The organism is Citrobacter sp. MGH105, from assembly GCF_001037485.2.
Taxonomy (GTDB): domain Bacteria; phylum Pseudomonadota; class Gammaproteobacteria; order Enterobacterales; family Enterobacteriaceae; genus Citrobacter; species Citrobacter portucalensis.
In genome coordinates this window covers 674858-691319 of sequence record NZ_CP073048.1, presented here as the reverse complement: position 1 = coordinate 691319, position 16462 = coordinate 674858, and the positions used below count along the sequence as shown (strand labels likewise).

Below are 16462 nucleotides of genomic sequence, written 5' to 3'. Positions count from 1 at the left end.
TTAAATCTAAGAAGGTATATTATGAGCTATCGTATGTTTGATTACCTGGTGCCAAATGTGAACTTCTTTGGCCCCAATGCTATTTCCGTTGTCGGCGAACGCTGCAAACTGTTAGGCGGTAAAAAAGCGCTGCTGGTTACGGACAAAGGTCTGCGGGCTATTAAAGACGGTGCGGTAGATAAAACCCTCGCCCATTTACGTGAAGCGGGCATTGACGTGGTGGTTTTTGACGGCGTTGAGCCAAATCCCAAAGACACCAACGTGCGCGATGGTCTGGAGGTCTTTCGCAAAGAGCATTGCGATATCATCGTTACCGTTGGCGGCGGTAGCCCGCATGACTGCGGTAAAGGCATCGGTATCGCGGCAACTCACGAAGGCGATCTCTACAGCTATGCCGGGATTGAAACCCTGACCAACCCGCTGCCGCCTATCGTTGCGGTGAATACCACTGCCGGTACCGCCAGCGAAGTCACCCGCCACTGCGTGCTGACCAATACCAAAACCAAAGTGAAGTTTGTGATTGTCAGCTGGCGCAACCTGCCGTCGGTCTCCATTAACGATCCGCTGCTGATGCTCGGCAAACCCGCTCCGCTGACCGCCGCGACCGGTATGGACGCCCTGACCCACGCCGTAGAAGCTTATATTTCCAAAGATGCCAACCCGGTCACCGACGCCGCCGCTATTCAGGCTATTCGCCTGATCGCACGCAACTTGCGTCAGGCCGTAGCGCTGGGCAGCAACCTGAAAGCTCGCGAGAACATGGCCTACGCCTCTCTGCTGGCGGGCATGGCCTTCAACAACGCCAACCTCGGCTACGTTCACGCAATGGCGCATCAGCTTGGCGGTCTGTACGACATGCCACACGGCGTGGCGAATGCCGTTCTGCTCCCGCACGTGGCGCGCTATAACCTGATCGCTAACCCGGAGAAATTTGCCGATATCGCAGAATTTATGGGCGAAAACACTGACGGACTTTCCACCATGGATGCCGCCGAACTGGCCATTCACGCCATTGCCCGCCTCTCCGCTGACATCGGCATTCCGCAGCATTTGCGCAATCTGGGCGTTAAAGAAGCCGATTTCCCGTATATGGCGGAAATGGCGCTGAAAGACGGCAATGCCTTCTCCAACCCGCGTAAAGGGAACGAGAAAGAAATTGCCGAGATCTTCCGTCAGGCATTCTGATAACGCAGGGGGCGCAATGTCACTTTCATCACCGGGCGTACATCTGTTTTATCACTCACGCTGGCAGGATACTCGCGTGCTTGATGAGCTGTGCTGGGGACTGGAAGAGCAAGGCGTCCCTTGCCGGGCAATCTGTTGCGACCAGCATGACTGCGCGCTGGCATTGAGCAAACTTGCGGCCAAAAGCTCAACGCTACGTGTCGGTCTGGGTCTTAACGCCACGGGTGATATTGCTTTAACCCACGCCCAATTGCCCGAAGATCGGGCGCTGATCCGTGGGCATATCCGCGCCGGAATTGCGCAGATCCGAACGCTTGGTGCCAATGCCGGTCAACTGGTCAAAGTACTTCCCTTCAGCGAGATAAAATAAATGTACCGCATCCACACCCGAACCGGCGATAAAGGCACGACCGCGCTGTTTGGCGGCAGCCGTATCGATAAAGACGACATCCGCGTTGAGGCCTATGGCACGGTGGATGAACTGATTTCCCAGCTTGGCGTCTGCTATGCCAGCACGCACCAGGCTGAACTACGCCAGGATCTGCACGCCATGCAGAAGATGCTGTTTGTACTGGGTGCGGAACTCGCCAGCGATGAGAAAGGACTCGCGCGCTTACAACAGCGTATTGGCGAGGAGGATATTCAGGCGCTGGAGCAGATTATTGACCGCAATATGGCGCAAAGCGGCCCGCTCAAAGAGTTTGTTATTCCGGGGAAAAATCTGCCATCGGCACAGCTACACGTTGCGCGAACCCTAACCCGCCGACTGGAGCGGATCCTTATCGCGATGAGCAGAACGCTGACGTTACGCGATGAACCCAGACGCTATATCAACCGACTGTCAGACGCGCTGTTCTCGATGGCGAGAATTGAAGAAACTAGTCCAGATGCTTGCGCTTAAACTGACTGGCATCAATATCGTATTGCTTCATCTTGCGCCACAAGGTAGTGCGACCAATGTTCAGCAGTTGCGACATCTCCTGTACGCGTCCGCTGGTGACGCGAGCAGCATGGATAATCGCCTCTTTTTCGATAGCGGTAAAGGTCAGACTGGCTGGCAGCAGTGAAGACGCCGTCTCCAGACCAGGACGTTCGGCAAACAGATAATCCGGTAGATTGCTCAGCCGAATATGGCCGTTATCACTGCTGATGGCGATGTTTTCGATAATGCTGTTCAGCTCAAAGTCATTGCCCGGCCACGAATAGGCCACCAGCTGTGCCAGCGCGTCGTCGTCGATCTTCAAACTGGATGAAAAGCGTTTTTTCAGGCTATTCAGCCGCGTATAAATCAGCGAGGGAATACTGTTACGCCGAGCCCGCAGCGGGGGGATCACTATCTCAAAAGAGTGCAGCGCGTAATACAGCTGACGGCTAAAGCGGTTTTGCTCCACCAGATTGGCGAGATCAACCGTGGTGGTGGCGATCACTTTGACATCCACCGGAATCAACCGACGGGCATCCAGGCGGGTTAATACCCCCTGCTTGATCACCTGTAACAGCGCGGATTGCAGCTCCGGCGCCAGATATTCAATTTTTTCCAGAAACAGCGTGCCGCCGTTCGCCAGTTCAAGACGGCTCAACCGGCCATTTTCATCGTCGGTTGGCGCACTGCCCATAAAATCCTGCCCCAGCACGCTGTTGGCATAAAGCTGACAGTTCACGGCGATATACGGCCCGCTGGCGCGCTCGCTTTCGTTGTGAATGGCCTGGCTCAGCAGCTCCTTACCAACGCCTTCTTCCCCGCACAGTAGGATCGGGAAACTCCCCCTCGCCGCCTGGCGTCCAAAGTGGATCAAGCGGCGGGTTTCCGGATCGTCAGTCGACATCTGCTCAAAGGTGTGGCTCACCTTGCCAAGCTGGCTGGTCATCAGCTGGCGCATTTGCTCCACCGGATGCAGCAGCAGGATAAAGCTGTTGCCCTGCTCCTCAACAATCGGTTTCAGGGTGATGACCGCATCAACAAACTGATGCTGGCTTTCAAAGGTAACTTCGACGTGATTCAGGCCGCGGGCATGTTTGATCGCCCGGCGCAGCAGCATGGGGAGATTGAGCAGATCGTGAATGTTTTTTCCCTGACTGGCCTGCGCATCGAGATGCAAAAGCAGTGCCGCACGCGCATTGAGAAACTGCAATACGCCCTGTTCGTTCCAGGCCATCACACCATCATCCATACTCTCCAGCAGCCCGTACATCTGGTTCAGATGGCGGTTGGATTCAGCCAGCAGGCTGTCGGTCAGCAAAGAGTTGCCGACTTCTCTGGCAATCGCCAGCGTCAGGGATAAATCAGAAACGCACTCATGCTCCACCAGACAACACAGCGAGATGGAGCCGAACAGTCGACCATGGTTATCGAAGACCGGCGTCGAGCAGAACGACCACGGATGCAGAGCCTGTTTAAAATGCTGATCGCCAGAGGTTTTTGTCGGCTGGCCCGGCATCGTCGCCAGCGACAGTGCACAACTGCCAATGATGCTTTCCGCACAGTAGCTGCCGTCGCGAAACCCAAGCTCCGCCAGCTGCTCCACCGTCTGCGGATCACCACAACGGCTGAGAATACAGGCTGATTCATCCAGAATCAGCAGCGCGCACGGGCGGCCGTCCATAAACTCCCAGGCATCTTCCAGCGCAGCCTGAGCAATCGTCAGCAACGCCGTCTTGCGACGACAAATCGACTCAAAGGTCAGCCCTTGCGCCTGATGCGGCGCCTGCCAGGTTTCCCGCTGCATAAACTTGCTGCAACGATGCCATGACTGGGCAATGACTGAAGAGACTTCCTTCCCGATGCTATGCGTGTGCGCCGTCATATCCCTTTCCGCTGTTTAACCATAGACAACCCCTCCGGCAGAGACTGTCAGAGGGGGAGAAGATGCCGGATAAAAACCTACCGACGACTGATTAACGCGCCAGCCACTGCTGTCCCAGCAGGTCTGCCGTCAAAATAGCGGCATGTACGCTTTCAGGCGTTACCGGGAACGGCATATTGTGGATGGTTTCACCTTCTGCACAGGTCGCTTTTGCTACGGCCATGATCTTGCCGTCAACGTCTTCTTTCACGCCCATTTCCGCTAACGTTACCGGCAGGCCTACTTTCTGACAGAAATTCAGCACGGTTTCGATCTCTTCCATCGGGCTGTTTTGCAGCACCAGTTGCGCCAGCGTACCAAAGGCGACTTTTTCACCGTGGTACAAATGATGGCACTCTTCCAGAATCGTAAAGCCGTTGTGGATCGCATGCGCCCCTGCCAGACCGCTGCTTTCAAAACCGATGCCGCTGAGGTAAGTGTTAGCTTCGACAATACGCTCCAGCGCATCGGTCACCACGCCGGCCTGCGCGGCAAAGCGTGCCTTCTCGCCTTCCGCCAGCAGGGTATCATAGCACAAGCGCGCCAGGCTCAGCGCCGCCACGGTGGACTGTCCGCCCGCCATGCTGGTCGCTCTGGCGTCATAACAGGCTTTCGCTTCAAACCAGGTCGAGAGCGCATCGCCCATCCCGGCCACCAGCAGACGTACCGGCGCTTTGGCAATGATTGCAGTGTCCATCACTACCATATCCGGGTTTTTCGGGTAGATCAGATACTCTTCAAACTCACCGGCTTCGGTATAGATAACGGACAGCGCGCTGGTTGGCGCATCGGTAGACGCGATAGTCGGGATCACCACCACCGGCAACTTCTGGTAGTAGCCAATCGCTTTGGCGGTATCCAGCGTTTTCCCACCACCAATCCCAACCACGCCGCGGCAACCGTGCTGTTTCAAAATGGCAATCAGGCGATTAATTTCAACATGGCTACATTCACCGTTAAAGCGTTCCGCATGGCAGCTAATGTCATGACTGTGCAGGCCGTTTAGTACCTTCTCTCCCGCCAGCTTCATCACGAAGTCATCCGCAATCACGAAAAAGCTGTCCGCCAGATTTTTAGCGTATTGACCAAACAAGGTGGAAGCGTCAGGACCCTGGAGATATTTGGCTGGAGATTGAATAACTTTTAGCATTCCTTTCATCCTCAAATAAGTACATGTTTTTACATGGTGAGCCCTGGCGTTAACCTGTTTAGCCTGATGCTGACGGCGAAAACGGGAGGTACCGGAGCGATGCAATAACTGTATGGCGAGGCGTGCACAAAAAAATCTTTCGTCTTTTTGTTCTGATATGAAACAGATAAAAACAACACATGTTTCATATTGGAACGCTTAACCATAAAAAATATAAGGTTTGCGATCCCGATCCGTTCATTTACCACCAAATCTCCGGCACAGACGAATCTCACTTTCTCTTTTACCCACTCACTTGCCAAAATACCGGTAAAAAAAAGCTGACAGTGCAGTGTGACCTGCATTCATCGCGAGAGGAAAAAGTCGAGCAAGCTCGCATTGTGGTCGTTCCCCGTTCTTTTCGGTTTCATTTCGGAACAAAAAACAATAACAACGTTCCGTAATGAAACTCATTTTAACGTTGTTTTTTTCCACGCTGACTTCGCCAGAATCTCTCTATCGCCTCCGCACCATGACCATGCTTCCGGGGGTTTGTCTTACACTCAACCTCAAGGAGCCGTTATGTCTCAATTCTTTTTTAATCAACGCACCCATCTCGTGAGCGACGTCATCGACGGTACGATTATCGCCAGCCCGTGGAATAATCTGGCGCGTCTGGAAAGCGATCCGGCTATTCGCATCGTGGTCCGCCGTGACCTTAACAAAAATAACGTGGCGGTCATTTCCGGCGGCGGTTCAGGGCACGAACCCGCGCACGTTGGGTTTATCGGTAAAGGTATGCTAACGGCCGCGGTCTGTGGCGACGTGTTCGCTTCCCCGAGCGTAGATGCGGTACTGACCGCCATTCAGGCGGTAACCGGTGAGGCGGGCTGTTTGTTGATCGTGAAAAATTACACCGGTGACCGTCTTAATTTCGGTCTTGCCGCCGAGAAAGCCCGTCGCCTTGGTTACAACGTTGAAATGCTGATTGTCGGCGATGACATCTCCCTGCCGGATAACAAACACCCGCGCGGCATTGCGGGAACCATCCTGGTGCATAAAATCGCCGGCTATTTTGCCGAACGCGGCTACAACCTCGCCACCGTCCTGCGTGAAGCGCAATACGCGGCCAATAACACCTTCAGTCTGGGTGTTGCGCTTTCCAGCTGTCATTTGCCGCAAGAAACCGACGCCGCCCCGCGTCATCATCCGGGCCACGCGGAGCTGGGTATGGGCATTCACGGCGAACCAGGCGCCTCGGTCATCGACACCCAGAACAGTGCGCAGGTGGTGAACCTGATGGTGGATAAACTGCTGGCCGCCCTGCCTGAAACCGGCCGTCTGGCGGTGATGATTAACAATCTTGGCGGCGTTTCTGTTGCCGAAATGGCCATCATTACCCGCGAACTGGCCAGCAGCCCGCTGCATCCGCGTATCGACTGGCTGATTGGCCCGGCCTCGCTGGTCACCGCGCTGGATATGAAAGGCTTTTCACTGACGGCCATCGTGCTGGAAGAGAGCATCGAAAAAGCGCTGCTCACAGAGGTGGAAACCAGTAACTGGCCGACGCCGGTCCCACCGCGTGAAATCAGCTGTGTACCGTCATCTCAGCGTAGCGCACGCGTGGAATTCCAGCCTTCGGCGAACGCCCTGGTGGCCGGGATTGTGGAACTTGTCACCACAACCCTTTCCGATCTGGAGACCCATCTTAATGCGCTTGATGCCAAAGTCGGCGATGGCGATACCGGTTCAACCTTTGCCGCAGGCGCGCGCGAAATTGCCGGTCTGTTGCATCGTCAGCAGTTGCCGCTGGATAACCTTGCCACGCTGTTTGCGCTGATTGGCGAACGTCTGACCGTGGTGATGGGCGGTTCCAGCGGTGTGCTGATGTCTATTTTCTTTACCGCTGCCGGGCAGAAACTGGAACAGGGAGCTAACGTTGCCGAAGCCCTGAATACGGGACTGGCGCAGATGAAGTTTTACGGCGGCGCAGACGAAGGCGATCGCACCATGATTGATGCGCTGCAACCGGCTCTGACTTCGCTGCTCACGCAGCCGCAAAATCTGCAGGCCGCCTTCGACGCCGCGCAAGCGGGAGCCGAACGAACCTGTTTGTCGAGCAAAGCCAATGCGGGTCGCGCATCGTATCTGAGCAGCGAAAGCCTGCTCGGAAATATGGACCCCGGCGCGCATGCCGTCGCAATGGTATTTAAAGCGCTGGCAGAGAGTGAATTGAGCTAAGCCATAAATGCCTGATGCGCTTCGCTTATCAGGCCTACGAGTACAAACCTATGTAGGCCGGATAAGGCGCTTGCGCCGCCATCCGGCGAAGAAGAGCCTGATGCGCTGCGCTTATCAGGCCTACGAGTACAAACCTTTGTAGGCCTGATAAGGCTTTTGCGCAGCCTGATGCGCTGCGCTTATCAGGCCTACGAGTGCAAACCTATGTAGGCCGGATAAGGCGCTTGCGCCGCCATCCGGCAGTGCGTTAACGATAAACGCGGATCCCGCCCTCTACACCGCGGCTAAACAGCACCTGCCAAAGCTCAATATCTCTGGCGCGGAAAGCCCCAGCGCAGGCACATAAATAGTAATTAAACATTCTTCTGAAGGTGGCGGAGTAACGTGAAGACAGCTCCGGCCAGGCCTGATTAAAGCGCTCATGCCAGGCCATCAGCGTTTTATCGTAATCGCTGCCAAAGTTATGCCAGTCCTCCATCACAAACCGTGATTCGCTGGCCTCGGCAATATGGGAAATTGCCGGCAAGCAACCGTTCGGGAAAATGTATTTATTGATCCACGGATCGACGCTCATCCCTTTTTTATTGCTGCCAATAGTATGCAGCAGGAACAGTCCGTCCGGTTTTAAACAACGGTCGGCGATGCTGAAATAGGTGTCGTAGTTTTTCGGCCCGACGTGTTCAAACATCCCCACGGACACAATGCGATCGTAGTGTTTATCAAGATCGCGATAATCCTGCAGCAGAATGTTAACGTCCAGCCCTTCACAGCGCTGCTGCGCCATTTTCTGCTGCTCTTTGGAAATGGTAACGCCTTCTACCGCCACGCCATAATGACGCGCCGCATATTCTGCCAACCCGCCCCATCCACAACCGATATCGAGTAAACGCATACCCGGCTTAAGCTGCAGCTTCTCGCAGATCATTTTTAATTTGGCATTTTGCGCTTCGTCTAATGTGGTCGCGTCTTTCCAGTAACCGCAGGAATATTGCATATGCGGATCAAGCATCAGCGCAAAGAGATCGTTACCAATATCATAATGTTCTTTACCGACGATCCATGCACGGCTACGTGACTGCAAATTAAACAGGCGTGCGCTGGCAATGCGTAAAATATCTTTCAGATTACCTGGCATCTGCTGGTCGAGTTTTGCTTTCAGGATTTTGCAGAACAGAATATCGAGCCGTTCGCAGTCCCACCAGCCTTCCATATAGCTTTCGCCAAGCCCTAACGAGCCTTGTTGCAATACCCGTTTAAAGAAACCGGTATGATGAAGTTGAATGTCCCAGGCGCGCGAGCCATTAATTCTGATATCCGCTTGCGAAAGCAGCTCTTTTCCCATTCGGGTCCAGTTATCATTTGTTTCATTGACGATGACAGCATCTGAACAAAGCGAGTTCATGGTATTTACCAAAAGTGGACTAAAAATTATTACGCAAGATTATTATGGAAAAAAGAGTGTATGTATTATGATCCGCGGACAAGATCTATCGAACAGCGGACACACCATCGGGAGCATTGACGATTCATTTATGGAAACTCTCGCGCAAAAACAGTGGAACTCCTTCCCGGATAACTCCATGACCGAACTGCCGCAGGACGTATTCTTTCGCTCTTATGTCCTGGAAGCCAACCACCATGTACCGCAGCATTCACACTCTTTTATGCAGTTTCATTTCGCCCGCAAAGGCAGCATGCGCATTGATGTTGCCGGTAAGTGCTGGATAATCCCGGCGCATTATGGCATCTGGATCCCAAATAATACGGAGCATGCGGTTTGGGCATTAGATGATGTATATTTAGAAAATCTGGATATTAAACCGGGTTTTCTTGAAGAGAGCATCAATGAATGCAAAGTAGTGGCTATCAGTGATTTCGCCAGAGAGTTTATTCATTACGCCACGAATTCAATTTCAGGCCATTATGATAGTCAGTCAAAAGAGGGCAAGCTGGTTAGTGTGCTGGTCGATATTATTCTGCAACTCCCGGAAGTCGCTTTTGTATTACCCTGGCCGCAGGATCGCGAATTAACCAAAGTCTGCCGAACAATACAAGAATCCCCCGCACTGGAGCATTCGGTTGAATACTGGGCGCAGCATTTGGGTATGTCTGCCCGTACCTTTTCACGTCATTTCAAAAAAGAAACCGGATTGCCCTTCAGCGTCTGGAAGCAAAAAATGCGAATACTTGAATCGGTATTAATGCTGAAGAAAAATAAAAGCGTAACCGCCGTGGCACTCGACGTTGGGTATTCAAGTACCGCGGCATTTAGCTACGCATTCCGCCAGGCGTTTGGCGTTCCGCCCTCTAATTACTGATTAACGGCGTTGATGCCAGTAAGCCGCTGCACGAACCCGTTGCTGATCGAACGCCTCGGTTTCAAAACGAGCACTCAGGTTTTTCACCACCTTTCCTTCACCGGTGATCCAGATGTAATAATCGTCTGCGGGCACCGATAGCCGCGATAAGTGTTCATCCACCGCATGCTCGTCATGACCGATAAACCACTGAATGGTAAATCCGTCGAGATGGTCTAAATAGTCCTGGTACGCTGCATCCTGCACGCTAACCAGCGCCGTGACGTGCGGACGTACCGCTAAACGACTGAGCGACTCCAGGCGTCGGCGCAACGCGGGCATTCCCGACTCATCACACACGTAAACCTGATACGCATAATCCTCTGGCACCACCAAAGAACCGCGCGGCCCGCCGATCGTCAGCTTGTCACCCTCACGGGCATTCATCGCCCACGTACTTGCCACGCCGCCGTCATGAATATAGAAATCCAGTGCCAGCTCATGGCGCGCTTCGTCATACAACGGCGTGTAGTCACGGGATAACGGACGTACACCGTCCGCCCAGACAATGCCTTCATCGGTGACGACAGGTGGTACAAAGTTGCTGCCCGGCTCCGGGAAAAAGACCTTGGTATGGTCATCAAAGCCGTGCGAGCTAAAACCGTCCAGCGCGTCACCGCCCAGTACGATGCGCTGAAAACCCGCGCTAATACGTTCTACTCGCAGGACGGTAAGTTCACGGAAGCGCAGTTCATTGCGAACGCGCTGTGGGTAGCGTGAGGTGTTTTTTGTCATTTTTTCGCCTTGTGAAGATAATACGATATATCTAAATTGATTTTTTAAATGATAATGATTGCTAATCAAAAATAATGCAAGCACTTTTTGATATAGTTAAATTATGATTACCCGGCTATCACACCCATATAAAAATAGTTAATAATCATCACGTTATACAGAATATAATTTGTAGACTTGCAAACTGATAATTTTTAGATATAAATTAGATATATCTAAATAACATCAGGAGACGATGATGCAAAACCATCATGAAGGTTGCTGTAAGCACACTGAGCACCAACACGAAGGCTGCTGCAAGGGTGAAGGACATCACCATGAAGGCCGCCACAACGAGTACCATGCAGGTTGCTGCAAAGGTGAAGAACATCGCCATGAAGGTTGTAACAAAGAACATCACCACGAGCAGGGTTGCGGACATCGCCACGGTCGTGGTGGCGGCGGTGGTCGTCGTCAGCGGTTCTTTGGCCACGGCGAATTACGCCTGGTGATTCTGGATATCTTGACCCGCGACGCCAGCCACGGCTACGAACTGATTAAAGCGATTGAAACCCTGACTCAGGGTAACTACACCCCAAGCCCGGGCGTTATCTATCCAACGCTGGATTTCTTGCAGGATCAGGCACTGATCACCGTCCGCGACGAGGAAGGTGGGCGTAAACAGATTGCGATCACGACCCAGGGCCAGCAGTGGCTGGATGAGAACCGTGAACATCTGGAACATATCCACGAACGTATTAAAGCCCGCTGCGTGGGTTTTGAATTACGCAAAAATCCACAGATGAAACGCGCGCTGGAAAACTTCAAAGCTGTGCTGGATCTACGGGTCAATCATGGTGATACCAGCGATGCGCAGATCAAAAAAATCATCGGTATTATCGATCGCGCTGCGCTGGATATTACTCAGCTGGATTAATCTGCACAGCAGGCGGAACCCGTATGCCCGACGTTCCGCCTGTATTTTTAGTATTAATGCAGCACCGTAACCGCATCTTCCAGACGACCCGCGCGATGTTTCACCATCGCGGAAATCTGCGCACTCTCTTCAACCAGTTCGGCGTTTTTCTGTGTAATGTTGCTCAGCTCATTCACCGCGCGGGTCAGGCTGGAAAGACCGTCTGATTGTTCCAGCGTGGAGTGGCTGATTTGGGCGATCAGCTGAGTGACGTTTTGCACCTGCGCCACAATATCGTCCATCGTGCGCCCTGCGGCGTGAACCTGGTCAGATCCGGACTGCACCTTGTCAGCGCTGGCATCAATCAGCTTGCGAATATCATTGGCTGCACTGGCGCTACGGCTAGCAAGATGACGTACTTCTCCCGCCACCACGGCGAACCCTTTCCCCTGCTCGCCCGCCCGCGCGGCTTCAACAGCAGCATTCAAAGCCAGAATGTTGGTCTGGAAGGCAATATCGTTAATCAGCGTCGTAATGGTGCCGATCCGCTGGGTGCTGTTGGCGATATCGTCCATGGTTTTGATGACGGTATCCATCGCCTCACCGCCGTGCGTTGCTGCGCTGCTGGCGGCAATAGAGAGCTTATCGGCCGCGGCGGCGGTCTCTGAGTTTTGTTTCACCGATGCCGCCATCTGATTCATGGTGGTCACCGTTTCCTGCACGTTCTCGACAGTCTGCTGCGTATGCTTGTTTAAATCGTCGCTGCCTTTCGCCAGCGTTTCGCTGTCGCTGCGCACGCAACTCACCTGGCTGGAGACGTCGTGAATGAGCCAGCGACACATTAACCCAAGCTGGCCCACTGCTCGTAGCATCAGGCCTAGTTCATCACTACGGTTAAGATGCGACACGCTGTTCCGCTCACCGGTCGCCACTTTCAGCGCCTGACGGGTGACATTCTCAATAGGACGCACAATTTGCCATTCGAAAATAGCCGTTCCCAGCACCATCACCAACGCGCTCATCAGCAGTAACGGCCATTCGGCGCCCATTTGCTGCAATGCGACCGCTAGCAGGACAAACAGGAATGCCATCACGCTGCGCACCCGCCAGCGAATCGGCATCGCCGGCAGTTTACCCAGCCAGCCTTTGCGTACCACCAGCCCTTTATGAATAAGCCGGTTGCAACGTCCTTCGTTCAGCGCTTTATATAAAGGCTCTACCGCCGCAATTTCCTCGTCAGTTGCCCGGGTACGAATCGACATATACCCGGTCACGCGTCCTTCCCGCACCATCGGCACCGCATTGGCCCTCACCCAGTAGTGATCGCCATTCTTACGCCGGTTTTTCACAATCCCGCTCCATGGCTCGCCCTGCTTCAGGGTGTACCACATATCCGCAAACGCCGCTTTTGGCATGTCCGGATGACGAACCTGATTGTGCGGCTTATCGAGCAATTCATTCAGCTGATAGCCACTGACCTGGACAAATGTATCGTTCGCATGGGTGATATAGCTTTGTAAATCGGTGGTAGACATGAGGGTGATATCATCATCCAGCGGTGTATTTTGCTGACTAACGTAGGGATGAGAAGACATGATTGCGTCCTGTGCAGGTTATCTGGTTGTTAACTCTTTCGGCTTATGTTATTTCGGCGATAATTTTTTTATCTTTAGTTGTTAAATTTGATTTAGATCGCAATTTGCGATTAAACCTCAAAATTTGTACGCATTCTAATCCATTGATTTAAAATACTTTCATCTAGTAACTATTCAACGTCACTTCTACCAGCGCACCGTCACAGTGCAAATATTGCCCATTTTTAGCGCAAATTTGCGTTTATTCGATCTGTTTTCAGGCTTCTGACCTGGGCAAAATGCCAGCAAATGTTAAAGCATGGCATTAAATGTTGCGTAAATGAGATATTTCCTGGTGTTTATCCCGATTTTTGCTAAGCGCGCCGGAATGGCGCAATCCCTGCAATACTTAAATCAGTATCATGTGATACGCGAGCTCCGGGAGCATATTTTGAACAGGTTACCTTCCAGCGCATCGGCCCTGGCCTGCAGCGCACACGCACTGAATCTCATTGAAAAGCGCACGCTTGATCATGAGGAAATGAAATCATTGAACAAAGAGGTGATTGAGTACTTCAAGGAGCATGTCAATCCGGGGTTCTTAGAGTATCGAAAATCTGTAACTGCAGGCGGGGATTACGGAGCCGTAGAGTGGCAAGCGGGAAGCCTGAATACGCTTGTCGACACCCAGGGGCAGGAGTTCGTCGATTGCCTGGGCGGTTTTGGAATTTTCAACGTGGGGCACCGTAATCCAGTCGTGGTTTCCGCCGTACAGAATCAACTCGCGAAACAACCTCTGCACAGCCAGGAGTTACTTGACCCTCTGCGGGCCATGCTGGCAAAAACCCTCGCCGCACTGGCGCCCGGTAAACTGAAATACAGTTTTTTCTGTAACAGCGGGACCGAGTCGGTTGAAGCCGCCTTGAAGCTGGCGAAAGCATATCAATCGCCGCGCGGTAAATTTACGTTTATTGCCACCAGCGGCGCATTCCACGGTAAATCACTGGGCGCGCTGTCCGCTACGGCTAAATCCACCTTCCGTAAACCTTTTATGCCGCTGCTGCCGGGCTTCCGTCATGTGCCGTTTGGCGATATTAACGCAATGCGCACCATGCTCAGCGAGTGTAAAAAGACCGGTGACGATGTCGCAGCTGTGATCCTCGAGCCGATCCAGGGTGAAGGAGGGGTGATCCTGCCGCCGCAAGGTTATTTGACTGCCGTTCGTAAACTTTGCGATGAGTTTGGCGCGCTGATGATCCTTGACGAAGTGCAAACCGGCATGGGGCGTACCGGCAAGATGTTCGCCTGCGAACACGAAAACGTGCAACCCGACATTATGTGTCTGGCCAAAGCGTTGGGCGGCGGTGTGATGCCCATTGGCGCGACCATTGCCACCGAAGAGGTGTTCTCCGTCCTGTTCGACAATCCTTTCCTGCATACCACCACGTTTGGCGGTAACCCGCTCGCTTGTGCGGCGGCGCTGGCCACCATTAACGTCCTGCTGGAGCAAAATTTACCGGCTCAGGCGGAGCAGAAAGGCGATATGTTGCTGGATGGTTTCCGTCAGCTTGCGCGGGAATACCCGGACCTGGTACATGATGTTCGCGGCAAGGGCATGCTGATGGCGATTGAGTTTGTCGATAATGAAATCGGCTACAACTTTGCCAGTGAGATGTTCCGCCAGCGGGTGTTGGTTGCCGGCACGCTTAACAATGCAAAGACGATCCGCATCGAACCGCCGTTGACGTTAACGATCGAGCAATGCGATCTGGTATTGCGATCGACACGCAAAGCCCTGGCAGCATTACGGGTGAGCGTGGAGCAAATGTAACAACCTTACCCGGCCTATAAAAGACACTCTTTTGTAGGCCGGATAAGGCGCAGCCGCCATCCGGCAATTAGCCTAACTTAAACAATCCGCACACCAGCAGGCATAAGGCGTTCTGGCGTCAACAGTACGCTTTCGCTGCCATCGTCGGTTTCCGCACACAGCAGCATGCACTCTGATGTCTCACCACGCATTTTGGCCTTTTGCAGATTACACAGCACCACCACCGTTTTGCCCATCAACTCCTCTTCACTGTAGTAAGGCACCAGGCTGGTTACGGTTTGCAGCGTACGCTCTCCCACATCTACCTGTACGATATACAGCTTATCGGCATTGTCATGGCGCTTTACCTGTGCGATTTTTCCAACACGTATTTCCATTCGGGCAAAATCAGCAAATGCGACGGTATCCATTGTTTTCTCCTTTGGTAAAATTTTACTAAATACTAGCAAAATATTTTCCGGGCATTGTTCTCAAAAGCGGGAAAATGACGTACTCATCACACTCTGAAAGCCCAGTTTTACCCCGAGCATGTCAATTAATCATGCTTTTTTTACTGAAAACAGATGAATAGATAAGCACTTCATTTACAATGCGCAGGTAACTCAGGGAAAAGGCAAACATGGCAACACTTAAAGACATCGCAATCGAAGCTGGCGTGTCCCTGGCGACAGTGTCCCGGGTTTTAAACGATGACCCCACGCTGAATGTAAAAGAAGAGACTAAGCATCGCATTCTGGAGATCGCGGAAAAGCTGGAGTACAAAACCAGCAGCGCCCGAAAGAACCAGACCAGCGCGCTCGGCCCCCAGCATATTCTGGCGCTCTACAGCTATCAGCAAGATTTGGAAATCAACGATCCTTACTACCTCGCGATCCGCCATGGGATTGAAACCCAGTGTGAGAAACTCGGGATCGAACTGACCAACTGCTATGAGCACAGTGGGCTGCCGGAGAGCAAACACATTACCGGCATTCTTATTGTCGGCAAGCCTTCTCCCGCTCTGCGCGAGGCGGCAACAGCGCTTACCGACAACATCTGCTTTATCGATTTCCATGAATCCGGCAGCGAATATGACGCCGTCGATATCGATCTGGCCCGCATCAGCAAAGAGAGCATCGACTTCTTCATTGCCCAGGGCGTCACCCGCATTGGTTTCATCGGCGGCGAAGACCAGCCAGGCAAGGCCGATATCCGCGAAGCCGCGTTTGTCGAATACGGTCGTCTACAGCAGGTCGTTTCTGAACAGGACATCTATCGCGGCGGTTTTTCCAGTTCATCAGGCTATGAACTGGCTAAAGAAATGCTGGCAAAACCCGACTATCCCAGCGCCCTGTTTGTGGCTTCAGACTCGATTGCCATTGGCGTTCTGCGCGCCATCCACGAGCGTGGTCTGAATATTCCGCAGGATATTTCGCTGATTAGCGTTAATGATATCCCAACGGCGCGTTTCACCTTTCCTCCGCTTTCCACCGTTCGCATTCATTCGGAAATGATGGGCAGTCAGGGCGTCAACCTGCTGTTCGAAAAAGCCCGTGACGGGCGTGCGCTTCCCCTGCTGGTTTTTGTTCCCAGCAAGCTGAAACTGCGCGGCACCACCCGCTAAAATCCCCCGCTAACCCGCCCGGTTTCTTCTGATGCCGGGCGCGCATTGTCATGCATTCTTTTCCGCGTC

The 16462-nt window shown here is 53.0% G+C and carries 14 protein-coding genes; 8 read left to right on the top strand and 6 right to left on the bottom strand.

Features of this window, described 5'->3' with window-relative positions; genetic code table 11:
- Nucleotides 1-21 precede the first annotated feature (21 nt).
- The 3 genes from dhaT to SK35_RS03315 are packed head-to-tail and all read left to right on the top strand — an operon-like array spanning nucleotide 22 to nucleotide 2086.
- Nucleotides 22-1185: a 1,3-propanediol dehydrogenase gene (gene dhaT, locus SK35_RS03325; protein ID WP_048215503.1), complete on the top strand. Its 1164-nt coding sequence runs from the start codon at nucleotides 22-24 to the stop codon at nucleotides 1183-1185.
- Between the two features lie 16 nt (nucleotides 1186-1201).
- A complete protein-coding gene (locus tag SK35_RS03320) occupies nucleotides 1202-1555 on the top strand; it encodes a glycerol dehydratase reactivase beta/small subunit family protein (RefSeq protein WP_048215502.1) in 354 nt (117 codons plus the stop codon).
- On the top strand, nucleotides 1556-2086 hold the full coding sequence (locus SK35_RS03315; protein WP_048215501.1) for a cob(I)yrinic acid a,c-diamide adenosyltransferase: 531 nt from the start codon (nucleotides 1556-1558) through the stop codon (nucleotides 2084-2086).
- Here SK35_RS03315 and dhaR read toward each other — a convergent pair.
- The gene (gene dhaR / locus SK35_RS03310; RefSeq protein ID WP_003828512.1) at nucleotides 2064-3989 is read right to left on the bottom strand and encodes a dihydroxyacetone kinase operon transcriptional regulator DhaR; all 1926 of its coding nucleotides are present in this window, start codon (nucleotides 3987-3989) and stop codon (nucleotides 2064-2066) included. The two genes, SK35_RS03315 and dhaR, sit on opposite strands and share 23 nt — an antisense overlap.
- Before the next feature lie 91 nt (nucleotides 3990-4080).
- A complete protein-coding gene (locus tag SK35_RS03305; protein WP_003024745.1) occupies nucleotides 4081-5178 on the bottom strand; it encodes a glycerol dehydrogenase in 1098 nt (365 codons plus the stop codon).
- A gap of 561 nt (nucleotides 5179-5739) precedes the next feature.
- Here SK35_RS03305 and SK35_RS03300 point away from each other — a divergent pair.
- Nucleotides 5740-7398, top strand: coding sequence for a glycerone kinase (locus SK35_RS03300; RefSeq protein ID WP_048215500.1), 1659 nt, complete (start codon nucleotides 5740-5742; stop codon nucleotides 7396-7398).
- 247 nt (nucleotides 7399-7645) lie between these two features.
- On the opposite strand, the gene cfa is transcribed toward SK35_RS03300, so the two are convergent.
- The gene (gene cfa / locus SK35_RS03295) at nucleotides 7646-8800 is read right to left on the bottom strand and encodes a cyclopropane fatty acyl phospholipid synthase (RefSeq protein WP_048215499.1); all 1155 of its coding nucleotides are present in this window, start codon (nucleotides 8798-8800) and stop codon (nucleotides 7646-7648) included.
- A gap of 67 nt (nucleotides 8801-8867) precedes the next feature.
- Here cfa and SK35_RS03290 point away from each other — a divergent pair, with 67 nt between their 5' ends.
- Nucleotides 8868-9716, top strand: coding sequence for a helix-turn-helix domain-containing protein (locus SK35_RS03290; protein WP_020996343.1), 849 nt, complete (start codon nucleotides 8868-8870; stop codon nucleotides 9714-9716).
- Here SK35_RS03290 and SK35_RS03285 read toward each other — a convergent pair whose 3' ends face one another.
- Complete coding sequence (locus SK35_RS03285) at nucleotides 9717-10490, bottom strand: siderophore-interacting protein (protein WP_048215498.1); 774 nt, start codon at nucleotides 10488-10490, stop codon at nucleotides 9717-9719.
- A gap of 235 nt (nucleotides 10491-10725) precedes the next feature.
- On the opposite strand from SK35_RS03285, the gene SK35_RS03280 reads away from it, so the two are divergent.
- A complete protein-coding gene (locus SK35_RS03280) occupies nucleotides 10726-11406 on the top strand; it encodes a PadR family transcriptional regulator (RefSeq protein WP_187426974.1) in 681 nt (226 codons plus the stop codon).
- Nucleotides 11407-11459: 53 nt separating this feature from the next.
- On the opposite strand, the gene SK35_RS03275 is transcribed toward SK35_RS03280, so the two are convergent.
- The gene (locus tag SK35_RS03275; RefSeq protein ID WP_048215496.1) at nucleotides 11460-12980 is read right to left on the bottom strand and encodes a methyl-accepting chemotaxis protein; all 1521 of its coding nucleotides are present in this window, start codon (nucleotides 12978-12980) and stop codon (nucleotides 11460-11462) included.
- Nucleotides 12981-13410: 430 nt separating this feature from the next.
- Between SK35_RS03275 and ygjG the strand changes: the two genes are divergently transcribed.
- Complete coding sequence (gene ygjG, locus SK35_RS03270) at nucleotides 13411-14790, top strand: putrescine aminotransferase (RefSeq protein WP_057067552.1); 1380 nt, start codon at nucleotides 13411-13413, stop codon at nucleotides 14788-14790.
- A gap of 77 nt (nucleotides 14791-14867) precedes the next feature.
- Here ygjG and SK35_RS03265 read toward each other — a convergent pair whose 3' ends face one another.
- Nucleotides 14868-15200: a tRNA-binding protein gene (locus tag SK35_RS03265; RefSeq protein ID WP_016157522.1), complete on the bottom strand. Its 333-nt coding sequence runs from the start codon at nucleotides 15198-15200 to the stop codon at nucleotides 14868-14870.
- A gap of 209 nt (nucleotides 15201-15409) precedes the next feature.
- Here SK35_RS03265 and ebgR point away from each other — a divergent pair, with 209 nt between their 5' ends.
- Nucleotides 15410-16393: a transcriptional regulator EbgR gene (gene ebgR / locus SK35_RS03260; protein WP_032945068.1), complete on the top strand. Its 984-nt coding sequence runs from the start codon at nucleotides 15410-15412 to the stop codon at nucleotides 16391-16393.
- The last annotated feature ends 69 nt before the right edge of the window (nucleotides 16394-16462 follow it).